13 protein-coding genes are annotated in these 14,573 nt (G+C 71.0%); 3 read left to right on the top strand and 10 right to left on the bottom strand.

From position 1 onward, the window contains the following. Positions 1-2: 2 nt before the first annotated feature. From GC203_RS00980 to GC203_RS00940, 9 genes are all read right to left on the bottom strand, one after another. Entirely contained in the window at positions 3-1,403 is a 1,401-nt protein-coding gene (locus tag GC203_RS00980; protein WP_293450404.1) for a HAMP domain-containing sensor histidine kinase, read from the bottom strand. A 178-nt stretch (positions 1,404-1,581) separates the two neighbouring features. Beyond that, on the bottom strand, positions 1,582-2,253 hold the full coding sequence (locus tag GC203_RS00975; RefSeq protein WP_293450402.1) for a response regulator transcription factor: 672 nt from the start codon (positions 2,251-2,253) through the stop codon (positions 1,582-1,584). A 68-nt stretch (positions 2,254-2,321) separates the two neighbouring features. Then, positions 2,322-3,908 carry a Do family serine endopeptidase gene (locus GC203_RS00970; protein WP_293450400.1) on the bottom strand — a complete coding sequence of 529 codons (1,587 nt, stop codon included), beginning with the start codon at positions 3,906-3,908 and terminating at the stop codon, positions 2,322-2,324. Between the two features lie 203 nt (positions 3,909-4,111). After that, positions 4,112-4,609 (bottom strand): cytochrome c maturation protein CcmE, encoded by a 498-nt coding sequence (gene ccmE, locus GC203_RS00965; RefSeq protein WP_293450398.1) that lies wholly within the window; start codon positions 4,607-4,609, stop codon positions 4,112-4,114. A 108-nt stretch (positions 4,610-4,717) separates the two neighbouring features. After that, positions 4,718-6,085 carry a hypothetical protein gene (locus GC203_RS00960; RefSeq protein ID WP_293450396.1) on the bottom strand — a complete coding sequence of 456 codons (1,368 nt, stop codon included), beginning with the start codon at positions 6,083-6,085 and terminating at the stop codon, positions 4,718-4,720. An 80-nt stretch (positions 6,086-6,165) separates the two neighbouring features. Further along, entirely contained in the window at positions 6,166-7,554 is a 1,389-nt protein-coding gene (locus tag GC203_RS00955; protein ID WP_293450578.1) for an ATP-binding protein, read from the bottom strand. Positions 7,555-7,618: 64 nt separating this feature from the next. Beyond that, positions 7,619-8,311, bottom strand: coding sequence for a response regulator transcription factor (locus GC203_RS00950; protein ID WP_293450394.1), 693 nt, complete (start codon positions 8,309-8,311; stop codon positions 7,619-7,621). Between the two features lie 31 nt (positions 8,312-8,342). Continuing rightward, a complete protein-coding gene (locus GC203_RS00945) occupies positions 8,343-8,663 on the bottom strand; it encodes a hypothetical protein (RefSeq protein WP_293450392.1) in 321 nt (106 codons plus the stop codon). Positions 8,664-8,733: 70 nt separating this feature from the next. Continuing rightward, entirely contained in the window at positions 8,734-9,675 is a 942-nt protein-coding gene (locus tag GC203_RS00940) for a DnaJ C-terminal domain-containing protein (protein WP_293450576.1), read from the bottom strand. 150 nt (positions 9,676-9,825) lie between these two features. Between GC203_RS00940 and GC203_RS00935 the strand changes: the two genes are divergently transcribed. Next, complete coding sequence (locus tag GC203_RS00935; RefSeq protein WP_293450390.1) at positions 9,826-10,245, top strand: DUF805 domain-containing protein; 420 nt, start codon at positions 9,826-9,828, stop codon at positions 10,243-10,245. Here the strand turns inward: GC203_RS00935 and GC203_RS00930 are convergent. Beyond that, a complete protein-coding gene (locus GC203_RS00930) occupies positions 10,242-10,706 on the bottom strand; it encodes a YcgN family cysteine cluster protein (RefSeq protein WP_293450388.1) in 465 nt (154 codons plus the stop codon). The two genes, GC203_RS00935 and GC203_RS00930, sit on opposite strands and share 4 nt — an antisense overlap. Positions 10,707-10,885: 179 nt before the next feature. On the opposite strand from GC203_RS00930, the gene GC203_RS00925 reads away from it, so the two are divergent. Both GC203_RS00925 and GC203_RS00920 read left to right on the top strand, forming a co-directional pair. After that, positions 10,886-12,742 carry an ABC-F family ATP-binding cassette domain-containing protein gene (locus GC203_RS00925; RefSeq protein ID WP_293450386.1) on the top strand — a complete coding sequence of 619 codons (1,857 nt, stop codon included), beginning with the start codon at positions 10,886-10,888 and terminating at the stop codon, positions 12,740-12,742. 614 nt (positions 12,743-13,356) lie between these two features. Further along, on the top strand, positions 13,357-14,352 hold the full coding sequence (locus GC203_RS00920) for an ABC transporter substrate-binding protein (protein WP_293450384.1): 996 nt from the start codon (positions 13,357-13,359) through the stop codon (positions 14,350-14,352). Positions 14,353-14,573 lie beyond the last annotated feature (221 nt).

Raw genomic sequence — 14,573 nt, 5'->3', positions numbered from 1 at the left:
GACTAGGCCCTCGGCAGGATGAACGCCACGCGCAGCCCGGGGCCCATGTCGCCGACCTTGCCGGGGCCTTCCGAGAGCTCCAGGCGTCCGCCGTGCGCCTCGGCCACCGCCGCCACCAGCGACAGGCCCAGGCCCGCGCCCGGTTCGTTGCGGCTGTTCTCCAGGCGCACGAAGCGCTGGATCACCCGCTCGCGGTCCTCGTCCGGCACGCCGGGGCCCGTGTCGGTGACCGAGAACTCCACCTCGCCGGACGACCGGCGGCGCACCCGCAGCATGATGGCGCCGCCCGCCGGCGTGTACTTCACCGCGTTGTCCAGGATGTTGGCCACCGCCTGGGCCAGGAACTCGCGGTTGCCGCGCACGCTGAGGCCCTTGGTGAGCTCGCTGGAGAACTCGATGTCCTTCTCCTCGCAGAACGGCTCGTAAAGCTCCGACATGTCGGCGGCGAGGTCGGCGGGATCGAACAGCACCGGGTCGGGCGCCTGGCCGGCGGCCTGCAGGCGGGCGATCGAGAGCACCGCGCCGAAGGTCTTGAGCACCCCGTCGGTGTCCTCCAGCGCCTGGGCCAGCGCCTCCTCCGGGTTGCCCTTGCCCGCCTCCACGTCGATGTAGGCCGCCTCCAGCCGCGCCCGCAGGCGGGTGAGCGGCGAGCGCAGGTCGTGAGCGATGGCGTCGCCGGCGTGCTTGTGCCCGGCCATCGAGCGCTCCAGCCGGTCGAGCATCTCGTTGACGCCCTGGGCCAGTTCGTCGAACTCATCGCGCGCGCCGCGGACGTGGGCGCGCACCCCGGTCTCGCCGTTGCGCACCCGCTCCACCACGTTGATCAGGTCGACCATGGTGCGCGAGACGTTGCGGCTCACCAGCACGCCGCCGGCCAGGCCCAGCACCACCACCAGCAGGCCGGCCGCCTGCAGCGCGCGCACGATCTTGCCGACGTAGGCCTCATCCTCGCCCGCGTCGGCGCCGACGAACAGGATCTCGCCGTTGTGCAACCGCTCCTGCAGGCCGCGCGCGGGATGCTTGATCGCGTGGCCCTGGGCGTCGATGTCGGTCACCTGGAACGTCGCCCAGGCCGGGGCGCCGGTGAAGTCGTCGACCGGGCTCTCCTCGATGGTGCCGGAGATGCGGCGGCCGTCCTTGGTGAGCAGCAGGTAGAGGAAGGGCTTCTCGCTGGCCGCGCGCTCGATCAGCGACTGGTTCACCGCGTCGAGGCCGGCCCGGTCGTAGACGTCGACCATGCTGCGCATCTCGCGGCGGATCTCGCGCTCGGTCCGCCGCGTCGCCTCGCCGGCGGTGGCCACGTAGATGTAGGCGAGGAAAGCCGAGGCCGCGCTGGCGAACAGCGCCAGGAACAGCAGCGTGAGCCGGAACGGCGTCGTCCGGAAGATGCGCGGGAGCTTCATCTTCCTCTCCCGCCCGGCGGGAGAGGGGGACCGTCGGCCGAAGAGCCGATGGGGGAGAGGGCAAGCCTCACGCTCAGTGGATCAAGTCGCCGTTCCCGCATCGGTGGATGTGGCTTTCCCTCTCCACCGCTCGCTTTGCAGCGAGCGGTCCCCCTCTCCCACTTCATGGGAGAGGAAGCTATGCGTCCAGCCGGTAGCCCGCGCCCCGCACGGTCTGCAGCATGGCCCGGTCGAAGCCCTTGTCGATCTTCGAGCGCAGGCGCGAGATGTGGACGTCGATGACGTTGGTCTGCGGGTCGAAGTGGTAGTGCCAGACCTTCTCCAGCAGCATGGTCCGGGTCACCGACTGCCCGGCGTGGCGCATCATGAATTCCAGCAGCTGGAATTCCCGCGGCTGCAGGTCGATCTCCTGGCCCGCGCGGTGGACCGTGCGCGCGATCAGGTCCATCTCCAGGTCGCCCACCTTCAGCAGCGTCTGCACCGAACCGGTGTCGCGCCGGCGGGCCAGCGCCTCGATGCGGGCGATCAGCTCGGGGAAGGCGTAGGGCTTGACCAGATAGTCGTCGCCGCCGGCCTGCAGGCCATCGACCCGGTCGCTGACCTCGCCCAGCGCCGAGAGGAACAGCACCGGCGTGCGGTCGCCTTCCCGGCGCAGCGCCTCGACCAGCTGGACCCCGTTCATCTTCGGCATCATGCGGTCGACGACCATGACGTCGAACTGGCCCTCGCGGGCGGCGGCCAGGCCTTCCTCGCCGTCGGCCCCGCGGACGCAATCATGGCCGGCTTCGGTGAGGCCGCGCGCCATCGCTTCGGCCGCCTCCAGGTCGTCCTCGACGATCAGGATCCGCATATGCCTCCCGCCTCTAGCGCGCCGCCGGGCGACCTCGTCGTCGCCCCGCCGAATCCGAGGTCCGGAGTCTAGCCCGAAACCTTGATCGGCAGGAAGGCGGTCCGCCCGTTGCGGTAGACGCCCACCAGCACGCTGGTGCGGCCTTCCTTCTTGGCCGCGTCGACCACCGCGGCCAGGTCCGACGGCTGGCTCACGTCGCGGTTGTTGGCGCGGGTGATGATGTCGCCGCGGCGCAGGCCCTTGCTGCCGGCGTCGGACGACTGGTCCACGTTCTCCACCACCGCGCCGCGCACCTCGGCCGGCACGTTCAGGCGGTTGCGCGTGCTGTCGTCCAGGGCGCCCAGCGACATGCCCAGCACCGGCGGATGGGCCGCGGCGCCGCTGTCGGGCGCGCTGCGGCCGGGGCCGCCGGAGCCGTTGTCGTTGGCCGCCAGTTCACGCTCCGACGGCCGCACGCCCGACTTGATGTCGACCGTGCGCTTCTTGCCGTCGCGGATGACCTCCAGGTGCAGCACGTCGCCCGAGTGGACCCGCGCCACCTGGCGCGTCAGGTCGGTCGAGCTCTTCACGACGGCGCCGTTGATGCCGACCACCACGTCGCCCACCTCGAGGCCGGCCTTCTGCGAGGGCCCGCCGGGCGCGAGGTCGGAGATGATCGCGCCCTTCTGATCGCCCAGGCCCGAGGCCTCGGCCATCTCGGTGGTGAAGTTCTGGATCGTCGCGCCGATGTAGCCGCGCTCGATCTTGCCGCCGTTGATGAGCTGCTTGGTGATGTTGTCGGCGACCTCGGCGGGGATCGCGAAGCCGATGCCGACCGACCCGCCCGAGGGCGAGAAGATCGCCGTGTTCACGCCGATCACCCGGCCGTAGACGTCGAACGTCGGGCCGCCCGAGTTGCCCCGGTTGATGGGGGCGTCGATCTGGATGTAGTCGACGAAGGTCTCGCCGATGTCGCGGCCGTAGGCCGAGACGATGCCGGCCGTCGCCGTGCCGCCCAGGCCGAACGGGTTGCCGACGGTGATCACCCAGTCGCCGACGCGCGGCTTGCCGGCGTTCTCGAAGTTCACGAAGGGGAACGGCCCCTTCTTGCCCTTGACCTTGAGGACGGCCAGGTCGGTGGCCTCGTCGCGGCCGACGATCTCGGCGTCCAGCTCGGTCTCGTCCTTCAGGACCACCTTGATGGTCTCGGCGTTCTCGACCACGTGGTTGTTGGTGACGATGTAGCCGTCGGGCGAGATGAAGAAGCCCGAGCCCGACGATTGCTGGGTCGGCAGGCGCGGGCGGCCGCCGCGGTTGGAGCCGCCATTGTCGCCGTCGTTGTCGTCGCCGTCGTCCTGCCCCTGCGGTCCGCGCGGGACGATGCCGAACGGCAGGCCGCCGAAGCCCGGGATCTGGCGCAGCGCGTTGGCGTCGACGTGGCTGGTCACGTTGATCGACACCACCGCCGGGGAGACCCGGTCGAAGATGTCGGCGAACGACAAGGGCGCGCCGGGCGGCGGCGCGAAGATCGGCGAGGTCGAGGCCTTGATGACCTGGCCGCCGGGCATTTCCGCGTGCGCCGAGGGTAATCGCACCCCCGCGCCGGCCACCGCGGCCGCCATGACGCCGGCGCCGGCGATGGCGCCCAGGAGATAACCCGTCTTCTTTGAAGTCATCAGCCTTCGTTTCCCTCGGCGCCAGTTCCGCGACCACGCGGTCGGCGTCTATCAAGCTAGGTCCGTTGCGCCGAAGTGCAACGTCTCTCAAGTTACGTTTAGGTCAGCCTAAGCGCGGCTTCACGACCAATATTAGGCGCAATCGTGTCACGGCGCTTCATCTTCGGACAACCGGTCGCGACGGAGCGTCAAGCGGCGCGGGATCAAGGCGTGCGCCCGCTCTCCGTCTCGGCGTAGGCCGGCGGTTCGCCGTCGCCGCGCCATTCGCCCTGCGCCTTCAGCGCGTCGGCGACCTCCTTGGGCATGTACTTCTCGTCGTGCTTGGCCAGCACGCGCTTGGCGACGAAGACGCCGTCGGCGCGGTAGGCGCCCTCGGCCACGATGCCCTGGCCCTCGCGGAACAGGTCGGGCAGGTCGCCCTGGAACACCACGCGGTCGGCGGCCAGCTTGTCGCGCACGGTGAACTCGACCTGGCCGTCGGGATGCTTCACCACCGAGCCCTCGGCCACCAGCCCGCCGAGTTGGATCGCCTTGCCGGGCGCGGGCTTGGCCTGGGCGGCCTGGGCCGGCGTGTAGAAGAACGAGATCGAGTCGCGCATGCCCCACAGCCCCAGCCCGGCGGCCAGGGCCACGATCGGCGCGATCACCGCCAGGAGCGTGAGGCGCCGACGCGCCTTGCGGGACTTGGGAAGCAGACTCATCACACGGGCTCCGCGGGCGCGGCCGCACCGTTCGCGGCGACCGCAAGGGCAAGCATCCCGCGCCGTTTAGCCGAAAGCCGGGGCCTCCGCGAGTGAGACTCTCCGGCGCTACCCCGCCTGCGACGCTTCGGGATGCAGCGCCGCGTGCGCGCGGCGGCGCACCAGGTCGCCCGCCTTGGGCCCGCGCAGCAGCTGGCTGAAGTCGGCCGCCGCCTTCAGATAGTCGGCGGCGATGTCGCGGTCGGGCGCCTCGTCCAGACGGACGCGGTCGACGACTTCCTCCACATAGTGGTCGACGTACTCGCCCAGGTCTTCGATCAGCTTGGCGCGCGCCGAGGCGAAGCCGCCATAGTTGGCCGTCATCTGCACCGCGTCGGCGAAGGTCAGCAGCGTCATCGCGCGCGCCCGCAGGCGGGGTTCGGGCGGATCGTCGAGGCACGGCGCGAGCCGGGCGGCCTTGTGCGCCCGCTGCCGCTGCATCGGCAAGGCTTCGATGGCGGCCTTCTCGGCGGCGCGCAGGCGGCGTTCGACGATGCCGGCCAGCTCCGTCCGCTGCTTGTGGATGCGCTGGCCCCAGCCATGATCCCGCTTCAGGTCGATGCTGTCCTCCAGCGCGTGGACCTGCTGCACCGCCAGTTCGACGAACGAAGCCGCCTCGCGCCCGGCCTCGGGGCCAGCGTCCACGTCGAGGTGGGCGACGCGGTGGAGCAGGCCGTCCACGTCGTCCAGCACCTTCTCTGCGAAGCCGCCCAGTTCGGAATCGGCGAGATAGCGTTCGGTGGGCTTGTCCATCACCGCCGAGATGATCCGCAGCACCATCCAGCGGCGCGGCAGCTGGGCGGCCAGCATCTGGAAGAAGCGCGGGCCGGCGTCGTCGGCCACCTGCACGGCGTCCTTGAAGGCCAGGCGCGCGGCGGCGGTCGTCTCGCTGCCCTGGTGGGTCAGCCATTCGCTCATGCGGTCGGACGCGCGCCGGACGATCGGGGCGATGTCGAGGCAGCCCGCCAGCGCCTCGCTCCCGGAGGGTTTGGCCGCGTCGCAGGCCTCGGCGGCGACGCGGTAGCCTTCGACCTCGCGGTCGCGGATCCCCTGCGCGGCGGACTGCGTGAGCTTCTCCAGCACTTCGGTCAGGAGTTGGGGACGTTCCTGGTCCTCCAGCGCGGCGCGCGCCTCCTCGATCGTCGCCTCCTCGGTGGCCCGGAGGCCGCGCCACAGGGGCGGCAGGGCCCGCGCCGGGAAGGTCAGGGCGTGCGGATCGTCGCCGTCGCCTTCGAACATGGCCACGACGGGCGCCAGGATCCGGTTGCGCAGGGTGCGCTCGGCCACCTCGTCCTCAACCAGACGGCGAACGCTGCCCAGCGCGCTGGAGTCCGACGTCCCGGACAGAGCTTGCTGCAGGCTCCCCACGACCTTGTCGGGCGCCGACGATACGAGCATCCGGACGATCTCGATCTTGCGCTCGGGCAGAGCGGCCATAGGTCTCCGATTCCCGGTCGAACGCCGTTCGTCGCCCAGAATGGTCGATCGCGAGTTAAGGGTTTAAGAAACCTGAGATTTCAAGCGCCCGCCCGCGGCAATTCGACACCGACCAGCAATCCGCCCAGCGGCGAGGCGCCCAGGGTCAGCGCGCCGCGATAGGCGCGCGCCAGCTCGTCGATGATCGAGAGGCCCAGCCCCGAGCCCGGCGCGTTCTCGTCCAGCCGGGCGCCGCGCCGGATCACTTCGTCCCACTGCTCGGGCGGCAGGCCCGGCCCGTCGTCCTCAACCGTCAGGCGCAGGCGCTCCGGGCCGGCCGCGTCGGCCCGCACCCGCACCCGGCCGCGGCACCACTTGCCCGCGTTCTCCATGGCGTTGCCGGCGATCTCCATGAAGTCCTGCCGCTCGCCCTGGAAGAAGAGGTCGTCGGGCGCGTCCCAGTCGATGGTCACGCCCTTGTCGCGGAAGATGCGCTCCAGGGTGCGCGACAGTTCGTCCAGCACCTCCGGCACCGAGGTCCGTTCGCCCTGGCCCTGGGATCTCGCCGCCGCCCGGGCGCGGCGCAGGTGGTGGTCCACCTGCTGGCGCATCACCTCGGTCTGGCGCGTGACCAGCTCGGCCAGCGGGCCGGGGCGCTGGGCGGCCTCGGTGACCATCACCGAGATCGGGGTCTTCAGCGCGTGGGCCAGGTTGCCGACATGGGTGCGCTGGCGCTCGACGGTCTCCTGGTTGTGGGCCACCAGGGCGTTCAGCTCGTCGGTCAGCGGACGCAGTTCCGACGGATAGGCGCCCGACAGCCGCTCGGCCTTGCCCCGGCGCACGTCGGCCACCTCGTGGCGCAGGCGGAACAGGGGCTGGAGACCCACGCGCACCTGCACGACCACGGCGGCGATCAGGCCCAGGCCCAGGATCAGGAAGGCGATGGCGGTGGCGGTGACGAAGTTGCGCACCTCGCGGTCGATCGGCGAGCGGTCCTCGGCGGCCATGAAGATCACCGGCGTCGCGCGTCCGTAGAAGGTGGTCCAGCGGGCCAGCACGCGGACGTGTTCGCCGGGCTGCGGGCCGGCGGCGTCATAGGCGACGGGCCTGGCCGGATCGGCCTTCAGGCGCTGCGCCAGGTCCGGCGGCGTGGCCAGCTCGGCGTCGAACAGCGAGCGCGATGTCAGGCCGTCGATGGCGCGCACGCGGCCGTCCGCGGCCGGCTCGGCGATCTCCCAGTAGCGGCCGGACAGCGCCCGGAGCGCCCGCAGGTCGGTGAGCGCGGGGGCGATCACCTCGCCATTCTCGATCGTCGTGCCGGCGATCAGGTTGTCGATCAGGTCCGAGAGGGTGGCGTCGAAGCGCCGCAACGCCGCCTGCTGGAACAGCAGCGCCAGCACCACCGCCGAGATCACCAGGGCCGCGAAGCTCCAGCCGACGGCCAGCAGCACCAGCCGTCGGGCCAGGGAGGGGCGGCGCAGTCCCTCCAGCAGGCTCACCGCGCCCCGATCACGGTCGGCCCGTTCACGGCTGGCCCGCTCACGGCTGGCCCGATCACGGCTGGGCGGCGCCGGCCTCGACCTCGTCGGCCGGGCAGGTCAGGCGATAGCCCAGGCCCCGAACCGTCTCGATCCGATCGGCTCCGATCTTCTTGCGCACGCGGCCGATGAACACCTCGATGGTGTTGGAGTCGCGGTCGAAGTCCTGGTCGTAGAGGTGCTCGACCAGTTCGGTCCGGCTGATCACCCGGCCCTGGTGCATCATCAGATAGTGCAGCAGCCGGTACTCCAGCGAGGTGAGCCGCAGGGGCTCGCCGTTGACGCTGGCGCGCGCCGCGCGGGGATCCAGCCGAAGTCCGCCGCACGCCAGGTTCGGCGTCGCATGGCCCGCCGAGCGGCGCAGCAGCGCCCGCAGCCGCGCCAGCAGCTCTTCGGTGTGGAAGGGCTTGGTCAGGTAGTCGTCGGCCCCGGCGTCGAAGCCCGCCACCTTCTCGCTCCAGGCGCCGCGGGCGGTGAGGATCAGCACCGGCGTGGCGATGTTGTCGCGCCGCCAGCGCTCCAGCACCGACACCCCGTCCACCTTCGGCAGGCCCAGGTCGAGGATCACGGCGTCGTAGGGCTCGGTCTCGCCCAGGAACTGGGCCTCCTCGCCGTCGGGGGCGTGGTCCACCGCATAGCCCGCGTCGGCCAGCGCCGCCTTGAGCTGGCGCGACAGATCGGGATCGTCTTCAACAAGCAGGATACGCACCTCGGCGTCCTTTCCTTCTCGCAAATACCGTCTACTGGCGCCCCACCACCTGCCCGGACTCGGCATCGACCACGAACACCACGACGCGGCCGTCGGCCATCTGCCACTGGACGAAATAGGCGGGCCGGCCGCCGCTGTCGCCCATGGTGGTGTTCAGGTGCCGCCCCGGATAGCGCGACGAAAGCATGGCCAGAACGCGCGACAGCGGCATCTGGCGCCCGCGCGCCTCCCGGGCCCGGTCCTGGTCGCCCCGACCGGCGCCCAGAACGGGGCGGCCGTTGTCCTGCGCCGCCACGGCGACCGGCGTCGCGGCGATCGCGGCCAGCACGGCTATGGCGAAGAGGCGCTTCATGGTTCCCGTCCTAGGCGCGGCGGACTGAACCGGCGCTGAACGCCGATCTTACCGGACGTTAGGAACGGCGCTACCGCCGCTTGGGGTCGTAGGGCCGCTTGGCCCTCTGCTCCTCGGCGAAGGCTTCCAGCGCCGCATCGGGACTGTCGGGCAGCACCACCACCAGGCGCGCGAACAGGTCGCCGCGGTGGCCCTTGCCGTCGGCCAGCCCCCGGCCCTTCAGGCGCAGGCGCGAGCCGGAGTTGGCGCCCTTGGGCACCGTCAGGGTCACCGGCCCGTCGGGGGTCGGCGCCTCGACCTTCCCGCCCAGCACCGCGTCGTAGAAGGTCACCGGCACGTCCATCACCAGCGCCCCGCCCTCCTGGCGGAACACCGGGTGCGGCCGGATGGCGATCTCGATGAAGGCGTCGCCGGGCGCCGAGCGGCCCTGCTGGCCCTGGCCCTTCAGCCGCAGGGTCTGGCCGTCCTGGGCGCCCTTGGGGATGGTGATGTCGATGGCGCGGCCATCGGAGAAGGCGATCCGCTGCTTGCCGCCCTTGATCGCGTCCTCGAGGTCGATTTCGATCTTCGCGCGCACGTCGGCGCCGCGCTGGGAAAAGCCGCCGAAGCCGCCGCCCATGCCGCCGGGCCGCCCGCCCTGGCGTCCGCCGCCGAACATCTCGCCCAGGATGTCGCCCAGGTCGACGCCCTCGTAGCTCTCGGTGCGGAAGCCGCCGCCGCGTCCGCCCTGGCCGCCGAAGCCGCCCGGGCCCTGGCCGGGGCCCCACGGGCCGCCGGAGAAGCGTTCGCGCCCGTCGGCGTCGATCTCGCCGGCGTCGAACTTCTTGCGCTTCTCGGCGTCGCCCACGATGTCGAACGCCGCGCTCACGCGCTTGAAGCGCTCCTCGGCGGCCTTGTTGCCGGGGTTGGTGTCGGGATGGTTTTCCTTGGCGAGCTTGCGGAACGCCTTGCGGATCTCGTCCGCGCTCGCCGTGCGGGAAACGCCCAGCTCCTGATAGGGGTCGCGCGCCAAGCTCGAAATCATCCTTGAGAGACCATGCCCTGAACCTGACTACTAGATTGGCGGGGCGGTTCCGTCACGCAAGGGTGTGTGTGATAAATTTATCACATGTTGCCGATCGCCCTGAGTTCTGGTTTTGTTCGATAAAACCAAGGAGACGTCGTGGGGAATTTCGATTGGAAGCAACTCCTGTGGGTCGCGGGCCGCGCGGACCGAAAGGCGTACTGGCTGGTGCTGGTGGCGCTGATCGCCGTGGGCTGGCTCTGTTCGGTCGTCCTCGGCAGCGCCTCTGCGGCCACCGACCTGCTCCTATCGTGGATGGGCGTGTGCGTTACGGCGCGGCGCCTTCACGACCTCGGCCGATCGGGATGGTGGCAGGCCCTGCCGACGCTCGTGTTCACGGCTTGCCTTGTCGCCGCCATGCCGGAATTCGGCTTCGCGTCCGGCCTCGGCGAGACGGCGGTCGGCTTGATCTCGATCGTGGGCCTCGTCGTCGAGCTGGGCTTCGTGATCGCCCTCGGCGTCCTGCCGGGCCAGAAGGGTGAGAACCGGTTCGACCGCCCCGCGCCGGCCGCGGTCTAGTCGTCCCCCCGCTCGGCCAGCAGGTCCCAGGCGGCGAAGTCCAGCGCGTCCTCAGGATCGGAGAGCGCCTCTTCGCTGATCGTCTGGCCGCGCACCGAGATTCCGGCCCGGTGCACGCTCTCCGGGTCGCCCGAGATCAGCGGGTGCCAGTCCGCCAGGTCGCGGCCCTCGTGCAGCCGGCGGTAGGCGCAGCTCTTCGGCATCCATTCCAGCGCCTCGATGTTGTGCGGCGTCAGCTTGATGCAGTCGGGCACGTGGCGGTGGCGCTCGGCGTAGTTCGAGCACTGGCAGAGCTCGGCGTCGAACAGCTTGCAGTGCACCCGGGTCGGGATGATTTCGTCGGTCACCTCGTCCTCGAAGCGCACCAGGCAGCAGAGCCCGCAACCGTCGCACAGGCTCTCCCATTCGCGGACGGTCATCTGCGCCAGGGTCTTGCGCCGCCAGAAGGGTTCGCCGGGCATCGGGCGGATGTAGGCCCGCGCGGCCGCCAACAGAAGCGCGAACTTGCATCCCTCCTTCCGTCATGGCCGGGCTTGTCCCGGCCACCCAGACACGCCGACCGATCAGAATGGGCCACGACGGAGCCGCAGCGGGAGCCTGGGCCATCCCGTGCGTCTGGATGGCCGGGACTCGCCCGGCCATGACAACTGGGGTGGCTTCGCGCGCGCCGTCCCTCTATGTCAGCGCCTCCATGAGCAGAGCGCCGATCCTGGCTTTGAAGGACGTCCGGCTGGCGGATGGTCCCCTGATGCTGTTCGACGGCGTCGACCTGGCGCTGGAGGCGCGCACGCGCGCCTGCCTCGTCGGCCGCAACGGCGCGGGCAAGTCGACACTGCTGCGCATCCTGGCCGGCCTCACGGACCCCGACGCGGGCGAGCGGACCGTCACGCCCGGCGCGCGCATCGCCTATGTGCCCCAGGAGCCGGACCTCACCGGCGCCACCGTGCTCGACCACGCGGTCTCGGGCGGGGCCGAGCCTCACCGGGCCGAGGCGGCGCTGTCGGACTTCGGCATGGACCCGGCCAAGTCCACGACCGGCCTCTCCGGCGGCGAGCGACGGCGGGCGGCGCTCGCCAAGGCGTTCGCCGAGGACCCCGACGTCATCCTGCTGGACGAGCCCACCAACCACCTCGACATCCTGGCGATCGAGACGCTGGAGGCCGAGATCGCCGCCTGCCGCGCCGCCGCCCTGATCGTCAGCCACGACCGGGCGTTCCTGGAGCGCGTGACCCAGCGCTGCTTCTGGCTGGAATACCGCCAGGTGCGCCGCCTCGACGCCGGCTTCGGCGAGTTCGACGGCTGGGTCGAGAAGATCGAGGCCCAGGAAGCCGAGGAGGCCCGCCGCCTCGCCCGCGCCATCGAGCGCGAGCAGCACTGGCTGGCCCGCGGCGTCACCGCCCGCCGGGCCCGCAACGAGGGCCGCCGCCGCCGGCTGGACTCCATGCGCCAGGCCAAGGCCGACCGGCTGAAGGAGGCGCAAGGGTCGCTCAACATGGGCCTCGCCAGCTCGGGCGTGTCCGGCCAGCGGGTGGTCGAGGCCAAGGGGATCTCCAAGGCGTTCGGCCAGCGCACGATCCTGAAGGCCTTCTCCACCCGCATCCTGCGCGGCGACCGGGTGGCGATCGTCGGGCCCAACGGCGCGGGCAAGACCACGCTGGTGAAGATCCTGCTGGGCGAGCTTGAGCCCGACGCCGGCTCGGTGAAGCTGGGGACCAACCTCACCGTCAACTACATCGACCAGGCGCGCGCGACCCTGGCGCCCGACATGACGCTGAAGGACGTGCTGCTGCCGGAGGGCGGCGACCACGTCATGGTGCGCGGCCACCCCAAGCACGTGAACGCCTACGCCAAGGACTTCCTGTTCAAGGACAGCCAGCTGCGCCAGCCGGTGCGCAGCCTGTCGGGCGGCGAGCGCAACCGCCTGCTGCTGGCCCGCGCGCTCGCCCGCCCGGCCAACGTCATGGTGCTGGACGAGCCCACCAACGACCTCGACATGGACACGCTGGACCTGCTCGAGGACCTGCTGGCCGACTACGACGGCACCCTGATCCTGGTCAGCCACGACCGCGACTTCATCGACCGGCTGGCCACCTCCACCATCGGCCTCGACGGGACCGGCCGCGCCGTCGAGACGCCGGGCGGCTGGCAGGACTTCCTCTCCCAGAACCCCGGCTTCTTCGGCGCGCCCAGGGTCGTGGCGCCCGCCAAGGCCGCCGCCGCGCGCCCGGCGCCGCCCGCGCCCAAGCCGGCCGCCGCCAAGCTCTCCTACAAGGATCAGCGCCGCCTCTCCGAACTGGAAACCCTGGTCTCCGACATGCCCGGCAAGATCGCCGCCCTGGAACAGGCGCTGGCCGACCCCACGCTCTATTCGCGTGACGCCGCCGCCTTCGATCGCTACACCCGCGCGCTCGACGCCGCCCGCGATCAGCTCGCCGCGGCCGAGGAGGAGTGGCTCGACCTGGAGAGCCGCCGCGAAGCCCTGGAAGCCGGCCGCTGACCGCCGGACTCCCGGTTTCCTGTGGACGAAATCTTCCGCTTGATCCGGCTGGATAAATCGCCGTTCGGCGAACGGTTTTCCACCGCCCGCGAACAGGTTTTTGACAGTTGCGTCACAGGCCGGCCGCCGGGCCCGCTTGCGTCACAAAACGTTCAGGCGCACCGTCCTCTTGCCGACAGGAACTGCGGCGCGGCGGACGGAGAAGCTGGCGACAGCGGACCCCGAAGCAAGCGAGCGGAGCGGCAGGGCGAAGGGAACGGAACCGGGGCGACCCGGAACTTGAACCGGAGGTCTGGCGCCGGCGGCCAGGGAAAACCACGGGGCGACCCGGAACCGAACTGGCAGTTGGCCTGGCGACGCAGATCCCCCAACGGATCTGTATAGAGGGCGGTGAGCCGGGCGACCGGCGCACCGCCCTCTTGCTATGCGCGGATGCTCCTCCTCTGGAGGAGCTGTCGGCGAAGCCGACTGAGGAGGCTCCCGGCCAAGGCGCGGCCAGGTCTGAGCGGCCCTCCTCCGGCCCTGCGGGCCACCTCCTCCACGGGAGAAGGATCTGGCGCTTGGAAGCGCCGTCGCAGCGCCCTACCCTTGCCGCGCTCGAAGCGAGGGTCTCCATGAAAGCGTTGCGTTTCGTCGTCCTGGCGCTGGCCGCCGCCCTGGCCGCGTGCTCGCCGAAGTCCGAGCCGGCCAAGGCGCCGGAGGCGAACGCGCCGGTGACCATCCGCTTCGCCACCGACTGGCGCGCCCAGGCCGAGCAGGGCGGCTTCTACCAGGCCCTGGCCTCCGGCGAGTACGCCCGCCGCGGCCTCGACGTGAAGATCGTCCAGGGCGGGCCCGGCGTGAACGTGCCCCAGCTCCTGGCCTCCGGCGCCGTGGACCTCGGCATGGGCTCCAACAGCTTCATCGTCATGAACCTGGCCCAGGAGGGCGTGCCGGTGAAGGCGGTCGCCGCCTTCATGCAGAAGGACCCGCAGGTGCTGATCGCCCACCCCGACACCGGCGTGGAGAAGATCGCCGACCTCAAGGGCCACCCGATCCTGCTGTCCGACGCCTCGATCACCGCCTTCTGGGTGTGGCTGAAGGCCAGGTACGGCTTCACCGACGACCAGGTGCGCAAGTACACCTTCAACCCCGCGCCCTTCCTCGCCGACAAGCGCGCCGCCCAGCAGGGCTACCTGACCAGCGAGCCCTATACGATCGAGAAGGAGGCCGGGCTGAAGCCCAAGGTCTTCCTGCTGGCCGACGAGGGCTACCCCGGCTACGCCACCATGGTGCTGGCGCCCGACAGCCTGATCCTGAAGAACCCGGCCGCCGTCCTGGCCTTCGTCGAGGCCTCGGCCAAGGGGTGGAGCGACTATCTGAACGGCGACCCGTCGAAGGCCGACGCCCTGATCCGGAAGGACAATCCGGAGATGACCCAGGACGTCCTCGACCAGGCGCGCGAGAAGATGCGGACCTACAAGATCGTCGAAGGCGCCGAGGGCCGGCCGATCGGCGCCATGAGCGACGCCCGCTGGCAGACGTTCTTCGACATGGCCGCCGCCCAGGGCGTCTATCCGAAGACGCTCGACCCGCACAAAGCCTACACCCTGCAGTTCGCCCCGAAGTGACGACAACGCCGACGATGGCCGACGATCTGCGGCGCGGACGCAGCTCCCCTCCCCCTCGCGGGGAGGGGTCGGGGGTGGGGATGCTGCTCGGCGCTGAGGAATTGGGACCCCGACGCAACAGCCTGCGAGCACGCCGCCGACACCCCCGCTCCCAACCCTCTCCCCGCAGGGGGGAGAGGGCTCTCTCGCACGATCTCCGAACGGGGCGCCGGTGCTCGCGA

Origin of the sequence: Phenylobacterium sp., from assembly GCF_016124325.1 — a bacterium.
In the GTDB taxonomy this organism is placed as follows: Bacteria; Pseudomonadota; Alphaproteobacteria; order Caulobacterales; family Caulobacteraceae; genus Phenylobacterium.
The sequence above is the reverse complement of the archived record's forward strand: the minus strand, read 5'-3'. Positions and strand labels throughout refer to the sequence as shown.

Bases quoted from the DNA above. Each gene is read 5' to 3' on its own strand.
- GC203_RS00980 (WP_293450404.1), bottom strand. From the start codon at position 1,403: ATGAAGCTCCCGCGCATCTTCCGGACGACGCCGTTCCGGCTCACGCTG.
- GC203_RS00975 (WP_293450402.1), bottom strand. From the start codon at position 2,253: ATGCGGATCCTGATCGTCGAGGACGACCTGGAGGCGGCCGAAGCGATG.
- GC203_RS00970 (WP_293450400.1), bottom strand. From the start codon at position 3,908: ATGACTTCAAAGAAGACGGGTTATCTCCTGGGCGCCATCGCCGGCGCC.
- ccmE (WP_293450398.1), bottom strand. From the start codon at position 4,609: ATGAGTCTGCTTCCCAAGTCCCGCAAGGCGCGTCGGCGCCTCACGCTC.
- GC203_RS00960 (WP_293450396.1), bottom strand. From the start codon at position 6,085: ATGGCCGCTCTGCCCGAGCGCAAGATCGAGATCGTCCGGATGCTCGTA.
- GC203_RS00945 (WP_293450392.1), bottom strand. From the start codon at position 8,663: ATGAAGCGCCTCTTCGCCATAGCCGTGCTGGCCGCGATCGCCGCGACG.
- GC203_RS00930 (WP_293450388.1), bottom strand. From the start codon at position 10,706: ATGCCCGGCGAACCCTTCTGGCGGCGCAAGACCCTGGCGCAGATGACC.
- GC203_RS00925 (WP_293450386.1), top strand. From the start codon at position 10,886: ATGACAACTGGGGTGGCTTCGCGCGCGCCGTCCCTCTATGTCAGCGCC.
- GC203_RS00920 (WP_293450384.1), top strand. From the start codon at position 13,357: ATGAAAGCGTTGCGTTTCGTCGTCCTGGCGCTGGCCGCCGCCCTGGCC.